The following is a 21,564-nucleotide window of genomic DNA, read 5'->3' as shown; positions in this document are numbered from 1 at the left end:
TAGTTGCCGTCGCATCAGAACCGGCCTACCGCCGGCGCAGCGCTCGCTACCGCACCGGCTACTCGACTCGACCACAGCACGAGGCGACAGGCCAAGCAAGCAGCACACAAGCGCTAGCGGATCTCAACCCCTGGCCTGCACCTGATAACCCATGCCCTGCAGCGCCGTCTGCCATTCCGCCAGCGCCATCGCCACCAGCGCCGGCTGACCACTAAAGCTGAATTCGATGTGCGGCTGCGGAATGGCCTCGCTGCCGAAGCTGGGCAGGCTGGAAAAGCGCAGCGTCGGGTAGCGGGCGACAAACTCCTGCATCAGGCTGATCAGATCGCCTTCGCGCGCTTCCAGCGCAATGCAGCCCTGCTCCACGTCCGGCGCATCACTGAACAGCTGGCGGTAATGCGTGTCCAGCACCCATTCCACCATCGGCCATGCCATGCTGGGAAAACCGGGCACGAAGTGCACATCGCGGCAACTGAAGCCCGGAATCTGGTTTACCGGGTTGGGAATGATGCTGGCCGAGGCCGGAAACGCCCCCATATTGATGCGGTGCGGGTAAGCATCGGCACCAAAACGCCCCTCGATCAGCTGCCTCGCCTGCGGGTGCACGGTCAGCAGCTCGCCCAGCGCCCGCGCGGCACAGCCGCGGGTGTGGTCGTCCGGGGTGGCACCAATGCCGCCGAAGCTGAACACCAGGTCGCCGCTGTCGAACGCCCGCCCAAGCGCCGCCTCGATGCGCTGCGGATCGTCGCCAAGATACTCCGCCCACGCCAGTTTCATGCCGCGGGCAGCCAGGATGCGGATCAGCGCCGCCATGTGTTTGTCCTGGCGCTTGCCGGAAAGCAGCTCGTCGCCAATGATCAGTGCACCCGTTTTCATACTATTCATCCTGCCAATAAGGAACGAACGGCATAGTACAACGCCCCCAGCAACTCGCGCAGCGCCTGATGGTTTTCCTGCAGCGCCCGGCCCTGCGGAATCCAGTTCAGCACGCCGGCGCCGTCGTAACGGGTAAAGCCGGTGGGCGCCGGCAGCACCTGCAGCCCCTGCTGCTGGAAAAACGGCAGCGCACGGCGCATATGCCAGGCCTGCGTCACCAGCGTGATGCGGCTGATGCCAGCCTCGCGCAGCAGCTTCACGCTGAACTGAGCGTTCTGCAGCGTGGTATTGGACTTATCCTCCAGCCAACGCGGCGACAGCGCGTAGTCGTCGCGCAGGCTGTGCGCCATCACCTGCGCCTCGGCCTCGCCGCCCAATGGCGCGCCACCGCTCAACAGCAACGGCAGGCCGCTGCGGCGCACCAGCCAGGCGCCATAACGCAGCCGCGCGGCGCTATCGGCAGCCAGCACGTTGGCCGCATACTCCGGCGCCGGTTTCTTGCCGCCGGACAGCACCACAATCGCCTGTGTCTGCCGCACCTGCTGCAGCGTGGCCGGCGGATAGCGCTCCAGCCAGCCATTGAGGGTGATCGCCGTCACCGGCAGCGCCAGCAGCCAGGCCAGCAGCACCCCGCCCCACGACAAGGCACGCGCCAGGCGCGGACGGCGTCGCCACAGCAGCAGCCCCGCCACGATAGGCAGCAGATACACAAACGGCGGCAGCAGCACGGCTCCCAGCAACTGGTGCAGCAGCACCTGCAGATCGACGCCAGCCATTATCGTTTCCCTTTTCCCCTAGCCAGGACGCAACATAAGCGGTCGCCAGCGCCGCAACATAAAAAACGCCCCCGGAAACCGGGGGCGTTTGGCTTGCTCACAACCAGCTTATTCGCCGAGGTAGGCGTTACGCACGCGTTCGTCGGCCAGCAGCTCGTGTGCCGGGCCGCTCATGGTGATGCGACCGCTTTCCATCACGTAACCGCGCTGCGACACTTCCAGCGCCAGCTTGGCGTTCTGTTCCACCAGCAGCATGGTCACGCCTTCCTTGGCCACCATCTGGATGATCTCGAAGATCTTTTCCACGATCAGCGGCGCCAGGCCCATCGACGGTTCGTCCAGCAACAGCAGTTTCGGCTGCGACACGATCGCGCGTGCCATGGCCACCATCTGCTGCTCACCACCGGACAGGGTGCCGGCCAGCTGCTTCTGACGCTCTTTCAGACGCGGGAACAGCTCGTAGCCACGCTCGATGTCGCGCTGGATGCCGTCCTTGTCGTTGCGGTGGAAGCCGCCCATTTGCAGGTTTTCTTCTACCGTCAGCTTGCCGAAGATGCCGCGACCTTCCGGCACCATCACCAAGCCGTTGCGCACGAAGTTGTACGGCGCGATGGCGGTGGTGTCCTTGCCGTCGAAGTTGATGCTGCCGCCGGACTTCTTCACCATGCCGACCAGGGTTTTCAGCGTGGTGGTCTTGCCGGCGCCGTTGGCACCGATCAGGGTCACCAGCTCGCCCTTGTTGATGTGAAAATCAATGCCGCGCACGGCCTGGATGCCGCCGTAGGCGACTTGCAGGTTTTTGACTTCCAAGAGACTCATGAGTGTGCCGCTCCCAGGTAGGCTTCGATAACTTTAGGATCCTTGCGCACCACTTCCGGCACGCCTTCTGCGATCTTCTTGCCGTAATCCAGCACGGCAATACGGTCGCACAGGCCCATCATGAGTTTTACGTCGTGTTCGATCAGCAGCACGGTCACGCCGTCGTTGCGGATCTTTTCCATCAGCGCCTTCAGACCTTCGGTCTCGCTCGGGTTCATACCGGCGGCCGGTTCGTCCAGTGCCAGCAGCTTCGGCTCGGTAGCCAGCGCACGGGCGATTTCCAGACGACGCTGGTGACCGTAGGACAGGTTGCGGGCACGTTCGTACGCCACGTCCTCGATACCCACGTAGCGCAGCAGCTCCCAGGCCTTGGCCTCGATGGCGGCTTCTTCCTGACGCACGGACTTGGTACGCAGCACCGCGCCCAGGGCGTTGGCCTTGGAGCGGATGTGGCGGCCAACCATCACGTTTTCCAGCGCCGTCATTTCATGGAACAGACGGATGTTCTGGAAGGTACGGGCGATACCACCGGCCACCACGATGTGCGGAGGGGCACGGAACAGGTCCTGGCCGGCGAAGCTGAAAGTGCCTTCGTCCGGGGTGTACAGGCCGGTCAGTACGTTGAACAGGGTGGTCTTGCCGGCACCGTTGGGGCCGATCAGGCCGTAGATCTCGCCCTTGTTGATGTGCAGGGCAACATTGTTGAGGGCATGCAGACCGCCAAAGCGTTTGTGGATGCCTTCGATTTTCAGCAGAACTTCAGCCATGGCTTAACCTTTCTTGGCATCGTCGAACTCGGCCTGGCGTCGCTTGGACGGCCACATGCCTTCTGGGCGGGTCAGCATCATGACAACCATGGCCAGACCGAACAGCAGCATACGAGCATTTTCAGGATCGACGATCATCTTGCCGAAGGTGTGCATTTGCAGCGGGCCGATCACGTCACGCAGGATTTCCGGCGCAATGGTCAGCGCTACGGCACCCAGGATCACGCCCGGGATGTGGCCCATACCGCCCAGTACCACCATGGCCAGGATCATGATCGATTCCAGCAGGCTGAAGGATTCCGGCGAGATGAAGCCCTGGAACGCCGCGAACAGGCCACCGGCCACACCACCGGACAGTGCGCCCAGTGCGAAAGCCAGCAGTTTGATGTTGCGGATGTTCAGGCCCATGGCGGAGGCCGCGATGTAGTCTTCACGCATCGCCACCCAGGCACGGCCGATACGGGAGTGCTGCAGGCGGGAAACCATGATCACCACCAGCACGGTCAGTGCCAGGAACATGTAGTAGTACAGATGTACCGGGTTCAGCGTGAAGGCGCCGACCTGGGTAATCTTGCCCAGCGAGAAGCCGGCGAACTGGATCGGGTCCACCAGGTTGATACCCTGCGGGCCGTTGGTGATGTTGATCGGTGCGTTCAGGTTGTTCATGAAGATACGCACGATCTCACCGAAACCCAGGGTCACGATGGCCAGGTAGTCACCCTTCAGCTTCAGTACCGGGGTACCCAGCAGGATACCGAAGAAGGCGGCGCAAGCTGCCCCCAGCGGGATGGTGATATAGAACGGCAGGTGGATACCGAAGTGCGGCGAACCCAGCAGCGCGAAGGTGTAGGCACCCACGGCGTAGAAGGCGATGAAGCCCAAGTCCAGCAGGCCGGCAAAGCCCACCACGATGTTCAGACCCAGCGCCAGCATTACATACAGCAGCGCAAAGTCGATGGTACGCACCCAGGCGTTGCCGAGCGTGCCGCTGACCACGAAGGGCAGCACCGCCAGCACGATGGCCGAAGCCAGGAAGGTGCCGAGTTTCTTGTTGCTTGTCATTAGATGTGCTCCTACCTGGACTTATGCGCGATCGGCAATCTTTTCGCCCAGCAGACCGGACGGACGGAAGATCAGCACCACGATCAGCACGGCAAAGGCGAAGATGTCCTGGTAGTTGGAACCCAGGAAGCCACCGGTGAGGTCGCCGATGTAACCGGCGCCCAGGCTCTCGATGATGCCCAGCAGGATACCGCCGGCTACGGCGCCACCCAGGTTGCCGATACCACCCAGTACCGCGGCGGTAAACGCCTTCAGACCGATCATGAAGCCCATGTAGTAGTGAGCCTGGTCATAGTTGGTGGCAACCATCACACCGGCGATGGCACCCAGACCGGAACCCATCACGAAGGTAGCGGACACGATAGTGTTGACGTTCACGCCCATCAGACCGGCAACGCCCGGGTTCTGGCTGGTGGCGCGCATGGCGCGGCCGAGTTTGGTCTTTTCGACCACCAGCAAGAGACCTGCCATCAGCACCAGGCACAGTACAACGATCACCACTTGCAGCTGGGTGATGGTGGCGCCAAAGATGTCGATGGTGTCGTGGCTGAGGATAGGCGGGAACGGAATGTAGTTACGGCCCCAGATCATGATGGCAGCCTGCTGCAGCACGATGGACAGGCCGATCGCGGTAATCAGCGGCGCCAGCTTGGGCGCATTGCGCAGCGGGCGGTAAGCCACGCGTTCAATGGTGAAGCCCAGCAGCATACATGCCGGGATGGCCACCATCAGCGCGATCAATACCATTGCGCCACCCGGAAGGTGTACGCCGGCATTGGTCATGGCGGAAATGACGGTGATGGTAACCATGGCGCCAAACATCACTACTTCGCCGTGAGCGAAGTTGATGAGGCCCATGATCCCGTACACCATGGTATAGCCGAGTGCGATCAGGGCATAAATACTGCCCAGCACCAGACCATTCAGGATCTGTTGTACAAAAATGTCCACGGTGGGATCTCCTTTGGATGAACTTCCCGACGGCTTTTTTGAAGGGATTACTCCCGTTGCCGCCTTACCAGCCGTGTAGCGCCGACTGTCAACCAGCCCTACAAGCCGAGCGGATTATGTAGGCGTATCCAATCGACTGTCAATCTTAAAACAGCCAAAACAGGTCGTTTTCTGACAAAATTTCCACACCATGTAAATATTTGATTTCATTGAGTTTTTTGGCAAAACAAAAACACTTCACCGCTATGTTGCAGTGCAACTAAGCGGTATTTTCAGCGTTCTTTTCCCTGCTGCCGGCATTTAAAAATTTTCGTATTTTTTCATTCTGAAATCATATAGTTTCGTTAACGAAAACCATGCTGATCGTTTTCGCACCAATAGCGGGCAAACGCTCGCACCAAAACTGGATACAATCTATCGTATTCGTTTGCGAACGCAAAAAAACAGCCGCACGATGATCGTGCGGCTGTTTTTGTCCGGTCTGGCTGTGGCTGCTTACAGCAACTGGAACGGATATACCGAACCCAGGCGCAGAATGCCGGTCAGCTCGTCCAGCGCGGTACGACACTCCAGCAGCAGCTGCGGGTCGCCCAGGTCGGCCGGGGCAATGCGATCACGATAATGCTTGTCTACCCAAGCATTAAGCGTGCCAAACAGTGTCTCATTCATCATTACATTCGGATTCACCGCGGCAATCTCGCGCTCCGACAGCGCCACGCGCAGGCGCAGGCAGGCCGGGCCACCGCCGTTCTGCATGCTCTGCTTCAGGTCATAGACGCGCACTTCGTCGATCGGGCCGCCGCTGTTCACCAGCTTCTGCAGGTAAGTCCACACCCGTTCGATATTGCGGCACTCTTCCGGCACCACGATGATCATCTTGCCGTGCGGCTTGGATAGCAGCTGGCTGTTGAACAGGTAGCTCTTCACCGCCTCTTCCACGCTCACCTCGGCCTGCGGCACCTCGATGGCGATGAACTTGCCACCGGCTGCGGCCAACTTGCGGTCCAGCTCGGCCAGCACCTCGGCTTGGTGCAGGAACGACTTCTCGTGATGGAACAGCACGTTGGCATTGCCCACCGAGATCACGTCGTTGTGGAACACGCCGGCATCGATGGTGGCCGGGTCCTGCTGCGCATACACCACGCCCTCTTCCTTCAGACCATGCAGGCGGGCGATCGCCTGGCAGGCTTCCAGCGTCTGGCGTGCCGGGAAGCGCGCCGGCGCCGGGTAGCGGCTGTCGAAGGCCGCGGCGCCGAACACGAAGAACTCCACGCCGGCGCCATCGTACTCGTGGCAGAAGCGGGTATGGTTGGCCGCACCTTCGTCACCGAAGTGCATCTGCGCCGGCAACGCCTCGTGCACCGCGAAGTGCGACTCGTTGGCGAACATCGCCTGCAGGATGCGACGGGTGGTCGGGTGCTCGATGGAGCGATGGAACTTGTTGTTCAGGTTAGCCGGTGTGAAATGCACGCGACCATCGGCAGTATCGCCGGACGGGCTGACGGTGGCGGCGTTGGCAGTCCACATGCAGGACGCGGACGATGCCGCCGCCAGGATGGCCGGCGCTTCCTTGGCGGCGCGCTCGACTACTTGCGCGTCGGTGCCGCCGAAGCCCAGGCGGCGCAGGCTGGCCACGTCCGGACGCTCGTGCGGGGCCAGTACGCCCTGCTTGAAGCCCATGTCGTGCAGCGCCTTCATCTTGGCCAGGCCCTGCTTGGCGGCCAGCCGCGGGTTGGACACCGCGTTCTGATTACCAGTGGAGGCCACGTTGCCGTAGGACAGGCCGCTGTAGTTGTGCGTCGGGCCGACCAGGCCGTCGAAGTTCACTTCAAATGCGTTGCTCACAGTGCGATCCCCGGAGAAAGTTGAGTCGGAACGGTCAGGCTGTCGCATTCCAGCGATGCCACCGGCCAGGCGCAGTAATCGGCCGCGTAGTAGGCGCTGGGGCGATGGTTGCCCGAGGCACCGATGCCGCCGAACGGGGCGGCGCTGGAAGCGCCGGTCAGCGGCTTGTTCCAGTTCACCACGCCGGCACGGCTTTCCAGCAGGTAGTGTTCGTATTCGGCGCGCTCGTCCGACAGCACGCCGCCGGCCAGGCCAAAGCGGGTGTCGTTGGCGATGGCGATGGCCTCGTCAAAGGTGCTGTAGCGGATCACCTGCAGCAGCGGGCCGAAGAACTCGTCGTCCGGACGCTGCGCGTTGGTGGTGTCGATGATGCCCGGCGACAGGATCGCGCCGCTGTCGGTCAGGCGTTTCATCTCCAGCAGCAGCTTGCCGCCGCTGGCCAGCAGCGCGGCCTGTGCCTGCAGCAGCGCCTCGGCGGCAGCGTTGGAAATCACCGAACCCATGAACGGCTGCGGCTCTTCGTTGTAGCGCCCCACCTTAAGGTTGGCCGCAACCTGCACCAGGCGCGCCACGAAGGCATCACCCCACTGCCCGGCCGGCACCAGCAGGCGACGGGCGCAGGTACAGCGCTGGCCAGCGGAGACGAAGGCGGACTGGATCACGTGGTGCACGGCGGCATCCACGTCGGCCACCTTGCCGACGATCAGCGGGTTGTTGCCGCCCATTTCCAGCGCCAGGATCTTGTCCGGGTGGCCGGCAAAATTCTTGTGCAGCAGGTTGCCGGTGCCGGAGCTACCGGTGAAGAACAGGCCGTCCAGGCCGGCATGGCCGGCCAGCGCGATGCCGGTATCCTTGGCGCCCTGGGTCAGGTTGAGCACGCCCGCCGGCAGGCCGGCCTCGTCCCACAGCCGCGCGGTTTCCTGCGCCGTCCACGGTGTCAGTTCAGACGGCTTGAAGATCACGGTATTACCGGCGATCAGCGCCGGCACGATGTGGCCGTTGGGCAGATGGCCGGGGAAGTTGTACGGGCCGAACACGGCCACCACGCCGTGCGGCTTGTGGCGCAGCACCGCCTGGGCATCGCCCATCGGCGCGCTGCGCTCGCCGGTGCGTTCCTGGTAGGACTTCACCGAGATGTCCACCTTGTTCACCATGGTGGTGACTTCGGTCTGCGCTTCCCACATCGGCTTGCCGGTTTCCTGGGCGATGATCTCGGCCAGGCGTGCCTTGTTGGCCGCCAGCAGTTCGCCGAAGCGGCGGATGATGGCGATGCGCTCATCCACTCCCAGGCGTGCCCAGGACTTGAACGCGCCGCGCGCGGCGTTGACGGCGGCATCCACCTGCTCGCTGCCGGCGGCATTGCCCTGCCAGATCAGCTCGCCGCTGGCCGGGTTGTACTTGCTGATGGCTTCGCCACTACCGGCCAGCCACAGACCATTGATGAATTGGGTACTCACTGTGCAGCCTCCTTCGGCGACAGCGCGACCACGCGCAGCATGTCACCCTGCTTGATATTCAGTGCCGCTGCCTGCTCGGCGGTAATGTCGATGCTGTCGCTGCCCACCGGCTGCGCCGCCATGATCACGCGGAAGTTTTCGCGGCTGGTATTGGACAGCAGCTGGAAATCACCCTCGGCTACTGCGGCCACGATATTGACCGGCAGCAGGCGGCTGTCGCGCACCGCGCGAATGTCTTTGGTGTAAGCCTGCACCGTGGGGCCGCCGTCGAAGATGTCGACGTAGCCTTCGTAGCGGAAGCCTTCGCCGTACAGCATGGCCACCGCCGGGCGGGTGTTGTCGTGGGTCTGGCCGATCACCGCCTGCGCCTCTTGCGGCAGGAAGTCGATGTACACCGGGAATTTCGGCATCAGCTCGGCCACGAACGCCTTCTGCCCAACGCCGGTCAGGTAGTCGGCCTCGGCGAAGTCGATGGAGAAGAAGTGGCGGCCCAACGCCTCCCACAGCGGCGACTTGCCGTCCTGGTCGGACACGCCGCGCATCTCCGCCACCACCACCTTGCCGAACAGCTCGGGGAACTGCGCCAGGAACAGGAAGCGGCTCTTGGACAGCAGGCCGCCGTTGCGGTTGACGCGGAAGTCCGGGTGCAGGAACAGCGTGCACAGCTCGCTGTAGCCGGTGTGGTCGTTGGACAGGAACAGTGTTTCGTGGCGGGTGTACACGCCCAGCTCTTCCGAGGCGTGCACGATGGTGCCGACGCGGTAGTTGTACCAGGGTTCCTTCAGGCCGACGGCGGCCTCCAGTGCGCAGATACCGCCAACGCGACCGCTCTCGCTGTCTTCCAGCACGAACACGTAGCCGCAGTCGGCCAGTTCGGCGGCACCGGCAAAGGTTTTCTCCGAGCGCGCGATGCGTGCGGCCAACCTTTCGGCGTTCACCGGCAGCGAGGTCAGCCCCACACCGGCGCTGCGCGCCAATTCCATCAGACCGTCCAGATCACTGGCGCGGATCGGGCGAATGACCATCATGCTGCGTTCCTCCCAGCTTCCGGCAGCAGCGGCACGACACAGGCGTACTGGCCGCTGACCAGCGCCAGCACGCGGGCGGTGTCTGGCGTAATGAACAACACATCGTCCACCAGTGCCGCACGGGCCTGGATGACGGCAAATTCGCTGCTGCGATGGTTGGAGATCAGCATCTCCTCCTCGCCTTCCGGCAGCAGCGGCGCCACTTCCACGCGATGCTTACGCTGCTCGCGCAGGCTGAACAGCTGGTCCACCTCGGCGGTCAACACCGCGCCGCCATCGAAGATGTCGATGTAGTCGTCGGCCTCGAAGCCTTCGCGGGTGAGGATGTCGAACGGGCGCTCGAAGTCCGGATGGATCTGGCCCACCGCGTTCTGCGCCGCATCCGGCAGCAGCGGCACATAGATCGGGTAGGTCGGCATCAGCTCGGCGATGAAGGTCTTGCTGCGCTGGGCGAAGGCCTGCTCCACCTGCGGAAAGTCCATATTGAAGAAGCGGCGGCCGATGGCATCCCAGAACGGCGACTGGTCGTTCTGGTCCAGAATGCCCTGCATCTCCACCAGGATGCGGCGGCCAAAGCGCTCGCGCGCGGCGGAGATATACATCAGACGGGCACGCGACAGCAGCTCGTAGGCACGCATCTGCTGTTTGGGGGCGCAGAAATAGCCGCACAGCTGCACCAGGCCGGTCAGGTCGTGGCACATGGTCAGCACGTGAATGCGGTTGTTGACCTTCAGCGCCCGCGAGGCATGCACCATGGTCTCGCTGCGGTAGCTGTAGAACGGCTCTTCGAAGCCGGCGGAGGCGCTGATCGAGGCGGTGCCCACCACTTCGCCGCCGTCTTCCAGCACGAACATATAGTATTCGCGGCCGGTGCCGGCGATGGCCTCGTGCTCGAAGGCGCCGAGCGAGGACTGGATCTTCTCGTACAGCTTTTCGCGATTGTTCGGCAAACTGGTAACGCCGATCCCGCTGTCTACCGCCATCTTCTCGATGACCGGCAGGTCGGAAATACGGACTGGGCGCACTGTCAGCATGACATGCCTCTCTCTCGTAATAACCCGGGAATCAGGCGCAGCGGCGCCCGCCCAGCTGCCGTCGCGGCAGCTGGGTTCCCTTGGAATGGTATTGGACTAGTGGCTTCCGGAAACGGAATCAGGCGCGGCTGGCTGCCACCACGGCAGCAACAGCGGCGTCGAAGCGGGCCAGACCGGCGTCGATGTCTTGGTCGTCCACTACCAGCGACGGCGCGAAGCGCACCACGGACAGGCCGGCTACCAGCACCATCAGCTGCTGGGCTTCGGCGGCCTTCAGGAAGTCGCGGGCGCGGCCGGCGAACTCCTCGGTCACCACGGCGCCGATCAGCAGGCCCATGCCGCGGATTTCCTTGAACACGTTGTACTTGGCGTTGATGGCGTTCAGGCCGTCAACGAAACGCTGGTGCTTGGCGGCCACGCCGGCCAGCACGTCCGGACGCGATACGATCTCCACCACCTTCTTCGCCACCGCGGTAGCCAGCGGGTTGCCGCCGTAGGTGGTGCCGTGAGTGCCCACTGCCAGACTCGGAGCCACCTTGTCGGTAGTCAGCATGGCGCCGATCGGGATGCCGCCGCCCAGGCCCTTGGCGGAGGACAGGATGTCCGGGGTCACGCCATACGCCTGATAGGCGTACAGGGTGCCGCAACGGCCAACACCGGTCTGCACTTCGTCGAACACCAGCAGCGCATTGTGCTGGTCACACAGTTCGCGTGCGGCCTGCAGGTACTCCTTGCTGGCCGGCAGCACGCCGCCCTCGCCCTGCACCGGCTCGATCACCACCGCGCAGGTCTTGTCGGAAATCGCCGCCTTCAGCGCGTCGATGCTGTTGTATTCGATGTGGGTGATGCCGGCCGGATTGGGGCCAAAACCTTCGGCGTACTTCGGTTGGCCGCCAACGTTGACGGTGAACACGGTACGGCCGTGGAAGGAGTTCTTGCAGGAAATGATTTCGTACTTGTCGGCGCCGAAGTGATCGGCCGCGTACTTGCGCGCCAGCTTGAAGGCGGCTTCGTTGGCCTCGGCACCGGAGTTGCAGAAGAACACGCGATCGGCAAAGGTTTTTTCCACCAGCAGCGACGCCAGTTCCAGCGCCGGCTCGTTGGTGAACACGTTGGACAGGTGCCACAGCTTGTGCGCCTGCTCGGTCAGCGTGGCCACCAGTTCCGGGTGGCAATGACCCAGGGAGTTCACCGCGATACCACCGGCAAAGTCGATGAACTCGCGGCCATCCTGATCCCAAACGCGGGAACCCTCACCCTTTACCGGAATGAAACCGGCCGGGGAGTAGTTGGGGACCATGACCTGGTCGAAAGTTGCGCGGCTGACTTGCTTGCTCATTGATGGTTCCTTCCTGCAATTCGTCTTGAGTTCTTGTGTTGGCGACCCGCCGTCGTGGGGTGCGGCGGGCCTGTCCCTTAGGCTTGCATCGATTCTAATCGAATCTTTCGGCCAGACCATATCCGCTATGCGACATGGCCTTACACTTTTTCAAGAGATGTACAAGAGTGAACCAAAAACAAAAAATCAAGCCACTTCAATGAGTTGCTGCAGCTTATTCGCATCCGGGATATGAATTTCCCGCCCCTCGACCACAATCTGCGCCTGCTCCGACAGTTTTTGCAGCACCCGCGAGAATGTTTCCGGTGTCAGGTTCAGCCGCGACGCCATCACCTGCTTGTTCACCGGCAGCGTCACCGCCCCGGCATGCTCGCCCTCGCCCAGCGCCTGCAGCAGATAGCTCACCACCCGCGCCACCGCCCCCTGCAGGCTGTAGCTGGCGACATCCTGCAGCAAGCCGTGCAGGCGCATCGACAGCCCCGCCAGCATGCGCCGCGCTAGTTGCGGGTCGCTATCCAGCAGCGCCAGCAGCGGCGCCGCCGGCACGAACAGCACCAGCGCGTCCTCCAGTGTCTGCGCCATCACCGGGTAGCTGCCGGTCATGAACATGATGGCCTCGCCGAAGCTCTGCCCTGGGTAGATGATCTCCACCACCTTTTCGCTGCCGCTGCGCGAGGACACGCTGAGCTTGACCTTGCCGTACACCAGCACGTGCATGCCGTCGCAGGCATCGCCGCGCTGGAACAGCACCGCTCCCTTCTCGTAACGATGCTCGGTGGTGACATTGGCGATCTGCTGCAGGTGCTCGGGCGAGCAGCTGGCAAACAGCGGCAGGTGCTGCAGGAAACGGCTGGCGGATGCTTGCATGGTGGGTGCTCCTGATTTCTTGACGACTATCATTCTCGCCAGCGTCACGGCAACCGACACTGGCCCTATTAAGATTTCCCGCTGTTAATAACAGTTACCGTCATGAGCCACCATACACCATTAGAGCTAATTGCCCGCGCGCCGCATCGCGCCGGCTTCGTCCCCGGCATCGCCGCCGCCGCGCTGCTGACCCTGGCCTGGGCCGCGGAGCTGGCGATGCGCCTGGCCGGCGGCAGCATCGCCACCAGCATCGCGGTGTCGCAGGCGCACGGCCTGCTGATGCTGTACGGCATCTTCCCGTTCTTCATGTGCGGCTTTTGCTATACCGCGGTGCCGCGCTGGCTGAATATCGGCAATCCCGCGGCGCGCACTTTCGTGACCATGCCGCTGCTGTTGCTGGCCGGGGTGCTGTGCTGGCTGGCCGGCTTGTGGCTGGGCAAGGCCTGGCTGCTGGCCGGCACCGCCGCACAGTTGGCCGCATTCGCCGGCCTGGTGTTCACACTGGGCGGCATGATCCGCCGCAGCACGGTGGCCGACAAACAACACGCCCGCTGGGTGGTGGCCGGCTTTGCGCTGGCCGCCGCCGGGCTGCTGTGCGCGCTGCTGTGGCTGGCCGGGCTGTTTGCCAATGGCTGGTGGTGGACACGGCATATCGCGCTGTACGGTTTCCTGCTGCCGGTGTTCCTGAGCGTGGCGCATCGCATGCTGCCGTTTTTCAGCAGCACGGTGCTCAAGCCCTATACCCCGTGGCGGCCGTACTGGCTGCTGCAGCTGTGGCTGGCAGGCAGCGTGCTGCACGGCGCGCTGGGCATCGCGCTGCTGCCGCAGTGGCCGCTGGATCTGCTGCTGGCCGCGCTGTTCGGCTACACCAGCTGGCGCTGGCAGCTGCGCCACAGCCTGAGCGTGCCGCTGCTGGCCATGCTGCACCTGGCCTTTGCCTGGCTGGCGCCGGCCTTCCTGCTGCAGGCGCTGGCCGGGCTGGGCTGGCTGTCGCCACTGGCCGGGCTGCATGCCATCACCATCGGCTTCTTCATCACCATGCTGGTGGGCTTCGCCTCGCGCGTCATGCTCGGGCACTCCGGGCGGCCGCTGCAGGCCTCGCCGGCACTGTGGCGGCTGTACCTGCTGCTGCATGGCGTGGCGCTGCTGCGGGTGAGCGCCGACATCGCCACCAGTGCGGCCAACCTGCTGCTGGCCGGCGCCGGCATCCTGCTGGCGCTGCTGCTGACCGGCTGGCTGCAGCTGGGCGCACCGTGGCTGTTGCGCCAGCGGGTAGACGGCAAAACCGGCCAATCACCCGCAGCGCATAAATCTCCGCCGACCGACCATTGAAATAACATCTACGCTGAGGAACAGATGCAGTAAAGTTGCCGACTAGCCGCAAACCATCAGGAGAACACCATGTCCGAGGCCAGCTTGCTGATCGTGGAAGACAGCCAGAGCCAATGTGCCCTTTATCGCAGCCTGTTCGACGGCCAGTACAGCCTGCGGTTTGCGGCCAACGGGCAGGCGGCGCTGGCCAGCGTGGCGCAGCAGTTGCCGGACGCCATCCTGCTGGACGTGGAAATGCCGGACATGGACGGCTACACCGTGTGCCGTCAGCTGCGCGCCGCCGGCCACGAGCTGCCCATCCTGTTCGTGTCCTCGCACGGCAAGCTGGAAGACCGGCTGCAAGGCTACGATGCCGGCGGCAACGATTTCCTGTGCAAGCCGATAGACGGCCGCGAGATGCTGCTGAAAGTGGCGCTGGCGCTGCGCAGCCACGCCGAGAAGCGCGAACTGCAGCAAAGCGGCCAACACGCGTTCTCCGCCGCCATGACCGCGATGAGCGCCATGTCGGAAATGGGCGTGCTGATCGAGTTCATCCGCAACGTGTCGCGGCTGGCCAACTACCACGACATCGGCGCCGCCATCTGCAGCACGCTGGAAGCCTTAGGCCTGCACGGCTGCGTGCAGGTGTACGGCAGCCGCGGCGAGACGCTGCACTCCAGCGACGGCCAGCCCAGCGAGCTGGAAGCCAGCATCATCGCCAACGCCCGCACCCTGTCGCACATCTACTCCAGCGGCAGCAACACCTCGTTCAACTACCCGCACTGCTGCCTGATCGTGCGCGACATGCCGCTGGAAGACGAAGTCCGCTGCGGCCGCCTGCGCGACCACCTAGCCATCCTGGCCGAAGTCGCCGCCAGCCGCGCACAGGCACAGGACGAACTGCACCGCGAAATTGGCAGCCTGCAACAGCGGCTGGACAGCCTGCAACAGCGGCTGGACAGCCTGAACGCCGCCGTGCTGACCCTGCGCCGCGAACTGCCCGCCAGCAGCGCCAGCCTCGGCCTGAACCCGCAACAGCAGCAGCAGCTGGCCCGCCTGTTCGACCAGCAACTGGTGGCACTGCAGCAGGGCTGAACCCCGGAGCAAGCGAACGCGGCCAGGCTGTTACAGCCTGGCCGCAGCCATTTATACCCGCTTGTCGCAAAGCCTTGCCGGCATTGGCTGGCAGCCGTTTTCACGTAGTGTCGCAACTACAGCAAACCCTGCCTTGCCAGCCACTTTGGGCTAGGGTAAAAGTTGCTTCCTTTTGCTTGCGAGACCTGTCATGTCTGCCCCGCTGAATGTCGCCCTGGTGGGCTACGGCTATGCCGGACGCACCATCCACGCCCCGCTGATCCAGGCCAGCCCGCGCCTGAAACTGCACACCATCGTCAGCAGCAAGAGCGAGCTGGTACAGGCAGAACACCCCGGGGTGCACATCGCCAGCGACACCCTGCAGGCGCTGGCCGACCCGCAGGTGGACCTGGTGGTGATCGCCAGCCCCAACGACAGCCATTTCATTCACGCCGACTGCGCGCTGACGGCCGGCAAGCACGTGGTGGTGGACAAACCGTTCACGGTGACGCTGGACGAGGCGCAACAGCTGATCGTGCAGGCGCGCCGCCACCAGCGCCTGCTGTCGGTGTTCCACAACCGCCGCTGGGACGCCGACTTCCTCACCGTGCAGCAGCTGCTGAGCGCCGGCACGCTGGGCGACATCACTCTGTTCGAATCGCGCTTCGAGCGCTACCGCCCGCAGGTGCAGGTGCGCTGGCGCGAATCCGACGTGGCCGGCGGCGGGCTGTGGTACGACCTCGGCCCGCACCTGCTGGACCAGGCGCTGCAACTGTTCGGCACCCCGCGCGCCATTCACGCCGACCTGGCGGCGCAGCGCCAGGGCGCGGTCACCACCGATTACTTCCACGTGCAGCTGCGCTACCCACGCCTGCGCGTGCGGCTGTCCGGCAGCTGCCTGATCAGCGGCGGCTCGCCACGCTTCGCGGTACATGGCACCGCCGGCAGCTACGTGAAATACGGGCTGGATCAGCAAGAAGCCACGCTCAAGCGCGGTGAACTGCCCGGCAGCAGCAACTGGGGGGAAGACCCGCTGCACGGCATGCACTACTGGCAGCAGGATGGCGACGAACACGGCACGGTATACCCGACCGTCGCCGGCGACTACCGCCAGTTTTACGATGGCGTGGCCGCCGCCATTCTGGACGGTGCGGCCAACCCGGTCACCGGCGAACAGGCGGCGGAGGTGATGCGCCTGATCGAGCTGGGCGTGGCCAGCGCCCGCAGCGGCCAGGAACTGGCGGTCAGCCCCGGCTATTAAGCGGCCCGTTGGCCGCACGGGCATGGGCGTGCCGGCAGCCGGCCATGCGGCCAACCTTCAGGGATCGCCGTGATGTAGGCCATCGCCAGCCGGCTTGCCTAACCGCCGCCGCGGAAACGACAGCAGCCGGGAGGCAGCCGACGCGCACCGTTGGCCCATACCTGTCTGGCCATGCCGGCTTGGCTCACTACTCCCAGCTCACTGCCGCCAGGAACAGATAGCCGGCGCCGTACACCGTCTTGATCATGCGCGGGCTGTAGGAGTCGTCCTCCAGCTTGCGCCGCAGCCGCGAGATGCGCACGTCGATGCTGCGGTCGTACGGCGACATATCGTCCTGCCCCAGCAGCTGCTCGCGCGGCAGTACGCGGTTGGGGCGTTCCAGGAAGCGCTGCAGCATCTGGCCCTCACCGGCGCTGAGCGCCTTCTCGCCACCGTCCGGCGCGGTGAGCGTGAGGCTGTCCACCTCGTAGCGCCAGCCGGCAAAGCTGGCCACCCGCCCGCCGCCACTGGCCGGTGCCTGCAGGCCGTCATCGCAGCGGCGCAGCACGCTGCGTACCCGTGCCACCAGCTCGCGCGGCTCGAACGGCTTCATGATGTAGTCGTCGGCGCCGCTTTCCAGCCCCATCACCCGGTCGCCGACATGGCCGCGGCCGGTGAGGATCACCACGCCGCAGCGGCCGTGGGCGCGGATTTCGCTCACCAAGCTCATGCCGTCCATGTCCGGCAGCCCCAGGTCAAGGATCACCAGGTCCGGCAGCTGCTGCCGCAGCCGGCGCTGCAGTTCGCTGCCACTATGGAATACCTCGCAGCGAAAGTGATAGTCGCGCAGCACGTTGCCGATCAGCCGTGCCACCGCCAGATCGTCTTCCACCAGGTAGATCAGCTTGTCGGCGTCGGTGGCCGGGTTCAGGGTTGGGGCGGACACAGCATCACCTCGTCGAGCAAAGCGGCCAGTTGGGCCGGGGTAAAGGGTTTTTCCAGCTTGGGGAAGTTGGCCGCAGCGCCGCGGCCGGCCTCGTCGTAACCGCTCATCAGCACGATGCGCATCTTCGGCCGCAGCTGGCGCGCACGCTGCGCCAGGGCGCGGCCGTCCAGCTGGCCGGGCATCACGATGTCGGTGAGCAGCAGGCCGATGTCGTCGATGCTGGCCACCATCACCGCCGCCTCGTCGCCGCTTTCCGCTTCCAGCACCGGGAAGCCCAGCCCGGTGAGCTGCAGCCGCACCACGCGGCGCACGTCCGGGTCGTCTTCCACCAGCAACACCAGCGGCCGCTCGCGCCCGCCGGCCTTGCCGCTGAAGTTGAGCCGCCCGGTAAGCGCCGCCTCCGGCTGCGTCAGCGGCAGGTAGAGGCTGAACACCGTGCCCTGCCCCGGCGCGCTGGCCACCTGCACCGCGCCGCCGGACTGGCGGGCAAAGCCGTACACCATGGCCAGCCCCAGGCCGCTGCCGGAGCCGAAGCGCTTGGTGGTGAAGAACGGTTCGAACACCCGCAGCTGCACTTCCTGGCTCATGCCGCTGCCGCTGTCACGCACTTCCAGCCGCACGTAGTTGCCGGGCTGCAGGTGCAGTTCGCTGTCGCGCTCGGTCAGCGTGATGCGGCTTGCGGCCAAGGTCAGCTGGCCGCCCTCGCCCATGGCGTCGCGCGCGTTGAGCACCAGGTTGAGGATGGCGCTTTCCAGCTGGTGCGGGTCGGCCAGCGCGTGCAGCGCCTCCACCGGCAGCTGCGTGCTCACCGCGATGTTTTCCGGCAGCGAGCGGCGGATCAGCTGCAGCATGTCCTGGAACAGGCTGGCGATGTTCACCGCGCGCGGCGCCAGCGGCTGCTGGCGGGCAAAGGTCAGCAGCCGGTGCACCAGCGCCACGCCGCGCTCGGCGGCCTGCAGTGCCGGGTCGAGGTAGTCTCGCACCGCGGCATCGTGCTGGTGGCGGCTTTGCAGCTCGGCCAGGTTGCCTATCACCACGGTGAGCATATTGTTGAAGTCGTGCGCCATGCCGCCGGACAGCTGGCCCACCGCCTCCATCTTCTGCGCCTGCACCAGCGCCGCCTGGGTCTGCGTCTGCTCGGTGATGTCAAAGGACAGCACGAAGCAGCCCAGCACCTGGCCATCCGCCGCGATCTCCGGCACCAGCGTGCTGCGCGCAAAGATGGTGCTGCCGTCGTCCTTGTCCATCGAGTATTCGTAAGTGATCTGCTTGCCGGACAGCGCCTCGTTCACATAGCCCACCACCGCGGCGTAGAACTTGCTGCCCAGCGCCGCCTCGATGTGGCGGCCGACGATGTGCTCGTTGCGGCGGCCGAACCAGTCGGCGTAGCCGCGGTTGGCGTAGCGGTAGATGTGATCCTTGTCGAAGTAGGCGATCAGCGCCGGAATGGTGTCGGTGATCAGCCGCAGCCGCTCCTCGCTGCGGCGCAGCGCGGCGGTGATCTGGGCGTTGGCCGCATCGGCCTCGCGCAGCTGGCGGTTGGCGGCCTCCAGCTCGGCGGTGCGTGCGCCCACATGCCATTCCAGATCCTGCTTCTGCTGCTGCAGCAGGCGCTCGTAAGCCTGCTGCTCAGTCTTGTCGGTGTACAGCGAGATGAAGCCGCCGCCCGGCAGCGGCTCGCCGCGCACCCGCAGCACCGAGCCATCCGGGCGCATGCGCTCGGTGTCGTGCGGCTCGAAGCGTCGCGCCAGCGCCACCCGCTCGGCTACCTGCTGCTGCGCATCGCCCGGGCCGTATTCGCCGCGTTCCGCGTTATAACGAATGAATGCCTCGAACGGCGTGCCCACCTGCCCCAGCGCGGCCGGGAAGTCCAGCAGTTGCAGGAAGCGCTGGTTGCAGGCCACCAGCCTGAGGTCGGCGTCGAACACCGTCACGCCCTGATTCAGCAGATCCAGCCCGGCCAGCAGCATGGCGCCACGCTGTGCCAGACAGGTATCAGTTTCGGCATCGGCTGCGACAACAATCGCTTGCGGCATGGCTGGCAGCGTCCTTGGTAACAATTCGAAAGTTTTGATTCTAGGCCAAGCCCGCCCGGCCAGGGGGCACTGCAATCATTCGTTACATTTGCCACATAGTTGTGCAAGGTTGGCCGGCAATCATCGACCCCATAACAGCGCACAACATGACGACCGCCAGGCCTGCAAGGCGCGGCGCGGCGACAGACGGGTGCCTCGGAAAACCCGGATTTCCAATCGAGACAAGGCGGCGAGACAAGGCGAGAGCGAAAAATTTCGACGCAGCATATGTTTGATATGTCAGGAGAAATTTTTCGTGAGCAACGCAATATCGCGACGAAAGCGGGAGTTTTTCGAGATGCCCAGACCAGAGGAGAAGCACAGCATGTCCCTGCAGGCATACCAGCAAGACCTGCCGCAAACCGCGGCCAACCACGTGGCACTGTCGCCACTGAGCTTCATCGAGCGTGCGGCCAACGTCTACCCCACCCGCCCGGCAGTAATCCACGGCGCCATCCGCTACAACTGGGCCGAAGCCTATACCCGCAGCCGCCGGCTGGCTTCCGCGCTGGTGAAGGCCGGCATCGCCCGCGGCGACACCGTGGCGGTGATGCTGCCCAACATCCCGGCGATGTTCGACTGCCACTTCGGCGTGCCGATGAGCGGCGCGGTGCTCAACACCCTCAACACCCGGCTGGACCCGGAAGCCATCGCCTTCATGCTGCGCCACGGCGAGGCAAAAGTGCTGATCACCGACCGCGAGTTCTCCTTCACCATCGCCCCGGCGCTGGCCATGCTGGACACCCCGCCGCTGGTGATCGACGTGGATGACCCGGAATACGCCGGCCCCGGCGAGCGACTGGGCAGCATCGAATACGAAGCCTTCATCGCCGGCGGCGACCCCGGCTACGACTGGCAGCTGCCGGCCGACGAATGGGACGCCATCGCCCTCAACTACACCTCCGGCACCACCGGCAACCCCAAGGGCGTGGTCTACCACCACCGCGGCGCCTACCTGAACGCAGTGTGCAACATCATGGAATGGGGCATGCCGCGCCACGCCACCTATCTGTGGACGCTGCCGATGTTCCACTGCAACGGCTGGTGCTTCCCGTGGACCATGGCGGCCAACGTCGGCACCAATGTCTGCCTGCGCCGCGTCGACCCGCGGCTGATCTTCGAGCTGATCAAGCAGCACCAGGTAAGCCACTACTGCGGCGCGCCCATCGTGCACAACATGCTGATCAACGCGCCGGACGACTGCAAACAGGGTATCGAACACCAGGTGAACTGCCTGGTGGCCGGCGCCGCGCCGCCGTCGGCAGTGATCGAGGGCATGGAAAAGCTGGGCTTCAACATCACCCACGTCTACGGCCTGACCGAAACCTACGGCCCGGCGGCGGTATGCGCCAAGCAGGACGAATGGGCTGACATGGACATTGGCGGCCGCACCGAGCGCAACGGCCGCCAGGGCGTGCGCTACACCATGCAGCAAGGCATGACGGTGATGGATCCGGTCACCATGAACGAGGTGCCGCACGACGGCGAAACCATGGGCGAGATCATGTTCCGCGGCAATCTGGTGATGAAGGGCTATCTGAAGAACCCGGCCGCCACCCGCGAATCGCTGGCCGGCGGCTGGTTCCACACCGGCGACCTGGCGGTGATCCAGCCCGACGGCTACGTGAAGATCAAGGACCGCTCCAAGGACATCATCATCTCCGGCGGCGAGAACATCTCCTCGCTGGAGGTGGAAGACGTGCTGTGCCGCTTCCCCGGCGTGATCACCGCCGCGGTGGTAGCGCTGCCGGATCCGAAATGGGGCGAGGTGCCGTGTGCCTTCATCGAGCTGAAGGAAGGCGTGGCTGGTGACGAGGCGGCGGTGATCGAGCACTGCCGCGCCCATCTGGCGCGCTTCAAGGTGCCCAAGCGCATCGTGTTCGGGGCGATTCCCAAGACATCCACCGGCAAGATCCAGAAATTCCTGCTGCGCCAGCAGACCAACGCCGCGTCTGCCATCGAGTAGCAAGCCCGAGTTTGCTCCGCTGCACCGGAGTCGTCGCATCTCAACAGGGGTGTTGGCGATGACCCGGCGGTGACGGGGCAGCAATCTGTGGCGCCGGCCCGGCTGCCACATCATTCCCCGCTCTGCCCCGC

General features: G+C 64.5%; 18 protein-coding genes. 4 read left to right on the top strand and 14 right to left on the bottom strand.

Annotated elements, in window-relative coordinates; all coding sequences use genetic code 11:
• Nucleotides 1-123: 123 nt before the first annotated feature.
• From ACFOLG_RS12755 to ACFOLG_RS12700, 12 genes are all read right to left on the bottom strand, one after another.
• The gene (locus tag ACFOLG_RS12755; protein ID WP_386092399.1) at nt 124-876 is read right to left on the bottom strand and encodes a competence/damage-inducible protein A; all 753 of its coding nucleotides are present in this window, start codon (nt 874-876) and stop codon (nt 124-126) included.
• Nucleotides 877-881: 5 nt separating this feature from the next.
• Nucleotides 882-1,652, bottom strand: coding sequence for a YdcF family protein (locus ACFOLG_RS12750; protein WP_386092396.1), 771 nt, complete (start codon nt 1,650-1,652; stop codon nt 882-884).
• Between the two features lie 108 nt (nt 1,653-1,760).
• Nucleotides 1,761-2,471, bottom strand: a complete 711-nt coding sequence (locus ACFOLG_RS12745; RefSeq protein ID WP_386092393.1) for an ABC transporter ATP-binding protein — start codon at nt 2,469-2,471, stop codon at nt 1,761-1,763.
• The gene (locus tag ACFOLG_RS12740; RefSeq protein ID WP_386092391.1) at nt 2,468-3,238 is read right to left on the bottom strand and encodes an ABC transporter ATP-binding protein; all 771 of its coding nucleotides are present in this window, start codon (nt 3,236-3,238) and stop codon (nt 2,468-2,470) included. The genes ACFOLG_RS12745 and ACFOLG_RS12740 overlap by 4 nt, the downstream gene beginning before the upstream one ends.
• A 3-nt stretch (nt 3,239-3,241) precedes the next feature.
• Entirely contained in the window at nt 3,242-4,300 is a 1,059-nt protein-coding gene (locus tag ACFOLG_RS12735; RefSeq protein ID WP_386092388.1) for an ABC transporter permease subunit, read from the bottom strand.
• Between the two features lie 21 nt (nt 4,301-4,321).
• Entirely contained in the window at nt 4,322-5,251 is a 930-nt protein-coding gene (locus ACFOLG_RS12730) for a branched-chain amino acid ABC transporter permease (protein ID WP_386092385.1), read from the bottom strand.
• Between the two features lie 495 nt (nt 5,252-5,746).
• On the bottom strand, nt 5,747-7,096 hold the full coding sequence (gene astB, locus ACFOLG_RS12725; RefSeq protein WP_386092382.1) for an N-succinylarginine dihydrolase: 1,350 nt from the start codon (nt 7,094-7,096) through the stop codon (nt 5,747-5,749).
• On the bottom strand, nt 7,093-8,553 hold the full coding sequence (gene astD, locus ACFOLG_RS12720) for a succinylglutamate-semialdehyde dehydrogenase (protein ID WP_386092379.1): 1,461 nt from the start codon (nt 8,551-8,553) through the stop codon (nt 7,093-7,095). Before astD ends, astB begins: the two co-directional genes overlap by 4 nt.
• On the bottom strand, nt 8,550-9,581 hold the full coding sequence (gene astA / locus ACFOLG_RS12715) for an arginine N-succinyltransferase (RefSeq protein WP_386092376.1): 1,032 nt from the start codon (nt 9,579-9,581) through the stop codon (nt 8,550-8,552). The genes astD and astA overlap by 4 nt, the downstream gene beginning before the upstream one ends.
• Nucleotides 9,578-10,615 carry an arginine N-succinyltransferase gene (locus tag ACFOLG_RS12710; RefSeq protein ID WP_386092373.1) on the bottom strand — a complete coding sequence of 346 codons (1,038 nt, stop codon included), beginning with the start codon at nt 10,613-10,615 and terminating at the stop codon, nt 9,578-9,580. Before ACFOLG_RS12710 ends, astA begins: the two co-directional genes overlap by 4 nt.
• A 118-nt stretch (nt 10,616-10,733) precedes the next feature.
• A complete protein-coding gene (locus ACFOLG_RS12705) occupies nt 10,734-11,954 on the bottom strand; it encodes an aspartate aminotransferase family protein (protein ID WP_386092371.1) in 1,221 nt (406 codons plus the stop codon).
• Nucleotides 11,955-12,140: 186 nt separating this feature from the next.
• Nucleotides 12,141-12,821, bottom strand: coding sequence for a Crp/Fnr family transcriptional regulator (locus ACFOLG_RS12700; protein ID WP_386092368.1), 681 nt, complete (start codon nt 12,819-12,821; stop codon nt 12,141-12,143).
• A 102-nt stretch (nt 12,822-12,923) separates the two neighbouring features.
• Between ACFOLG_RS12700 and ACFOLG_RS12695 the strand changes: the two genes are divergently transcribed.
• From ACFOLG_RS12695 to ACFOLG_RS12685, 3 genes are all read left to right on the top strand, one after another.
• Nucleotides 12,924-14,153: an NnrS family protein gene (locus ACFOLG_RS12695; RefSeq protein WP_386092366.1), complete on the top strand. Its 1,230-nt coding sequence runs from the start codon at nt 12,924-12,926 to the stop codon at nt 14,151-14,153.
• Nucleotides 14,154-14,222: 69 nt separating this feature from the next.
• Nucleotides 14,223-15,227, top strand: a complete 1,005-nt coding sequence (locus ACFOLG_RS12690) for a response regulator (RefSeq protein ID WP_386092364.1) — start codon at nt 14,223-14,225, stop codon at nt 15,225-15,227.
• Nucleotides 15,228-15,417: 190 nt separating this feature from the next.
• Entirely contained in the window at nt 15,418-16,467 is a 1,050-nt protein-coding gene (locus ACFOLG_RS12685; protein WP_386092362.1) for an oxidoreductase, read from the top strand.
• A gap of 187 nt (nt 16,468-16,654) precedes the next feature.
• Here ACFOLG_RS12685 and ACFOLG_RS12680 read toward each other — a convergent pair whose 3' ends face one another.
• Both ACFOLG_RS12680 and ACFOLG_RS12675 read right to left on the bottom strand, forming a co-directional pair.
• On the bottom strand, nt 16,655-17,392 hold the full coding sequence (locus tag ACFOLG_RS12680; RefSeq protein ID WP_386092359.1) for a response regulator transcription factor: 738 nt from the start codon (nt 17,390-17,392) through the stop codon (nt 16,655-16,657).
• Nucleotides 17,374-19,428 carry a PAS-domain containing protein gene (locus ACFOLG_RS12675; protein WP_386092357.1) on the bottom strand — a complete coding sequence of 685 codons (2,055 nt, stop codon included), beginning with the start codon at nt 19,426-19,428 and terminating at the stop codon, nt 17,374-17,376. Before ACFOLG_RS12675 ends, ACFOLG_RS12680 begins: the two co-directional genes overlap by 19 nt.
• 364 nt (nt 19,429-19,792) lie before the next feature.
• On the opposite strand from ACFOLG_RS12675, the gene ACFOLG_RS12670 reads away from it, so the two are divergent.
• Entirely contained in the window at nt 19,793-21,433 is a 1,641-nt protein-coding gene (locus tag ACFOLG_RS12670) for an acyl-CoA synthetase (protein ID WP_386092355.1), read from the top strand.
• Nucleotides 21,434-21,564 lie beyond the last annotated feature (131 nt).

The organism is Vogesella facilis, from assembly GCF_042648525.1.
Lineage (GTDB): Bacteria > Pseudomonadota > Gammaproteobacteria > Burkholderiales > Chromobacteriaceae > Vogesella > Vogesella facilis.
The sequence above is the reverse complement of the archived record's forward strand: the minus strand, read 5'-3'. Positions and strand labels throughout refer to the sequence as shown.

Coding starts and splice junctions, on each gene's coding strand:
- ACFOLG_RS12700 (WP_386092368.1), bottom strand. CDS start 12,821: ATGCAAGCATCCGCCAGCCGTTTCCTGCAGCACCTGCCGCTGTTTGCC.
- ACFOLG_RS12750 (WP_386092396.1), bottom strand. CDS start 1,652: ATGGCTGGCGTCGATCTGCAGGTGCTGCTGCACCAGTTGCTGGGAGCC.
- ACFOLG_RS12710 (WP_386092373.1), bottom strand. CDS start 10,615: ATGCTGACAGTGCGCCCAGTCCGTATTTCCGACCTGCCGGTCATCGAG.
- ACFOLG_RS12670 (WP_386092355.1), top strand. CDS start 19,793: ATGTCCCTGCAGGCATACCAGCAAGACCTGCCGCAAACCGCGGCCAAC.
- ACFOLG_RS12675 (WP_386092357.1), bottom strand. CDS start 19,428: ATGCCGCAAGCGATTGTTGTCGCAGCCGATGCCGAAACTGATACCTGT.
- ACFOLG_RS12755 (WP_386092399.1), bottom strand. CDS start 876: ATGAAAACGGGTGCACTGATCATTGGCGACGAGCTGCTTTCCGGCAAG.
- ACFOLG_RS12695 (WP_386092366.1), top strand. CDS start 12,924: ATGAGCCACCATACACCATTAGAGCTAATTGCCCGCGCGCCGCATCGC.
- ACFOLG_RS12735 (WP_386092388.1), bottom strand. CDS start 4,300: ATGACAAGCAACAAGAAACTCGGCACCTTCCTGGCTTCGGCCATCGTG.
- ACFOLG_RS12685 (WP_386092362.1), top strand. CDS start 15,418: ATGTCTGCCCCGCTGAATGTCGCCCTGGTGGGCTACGGCTATGCCGGA.
- ACFOLG_RS12690 (WP_386092364.1), top strand. CDS start 14,223: ATGTCCGAGGCCAGCTTGCTGATCGTGGAAGACAGCCAGAGCCAATGT.
- ACFOLG_RS12745 (WP_386092393.1), bottom strand. CDS start 2,471: ATGAGTCTCTTGGAAGTCAAAAACCTGCAAGTCGCCTACGGCGGCATC.
- ACFOLG_RS12740 (WP_386092391.1), bottom strand. CDS start 3,238: ATGGCTGAAGTTCTGCTGAAAATCGAAGGCATCCACAAACGCTTTGGC.
- astA (WP_386092376.1), bottom strand. CDS start 9,581: ATGATGGTCATTCGCCCGATCCGCGCCAGTGATCTGGACGGTCTGATG.
- ACFOLG_RS12705 (WP_386092371.1), bottom strand. CDS start 11,954: ATGAGCAAGCAAGTCAGCCGCGCAACTTTCGACCAGGTCATGGTCCCC.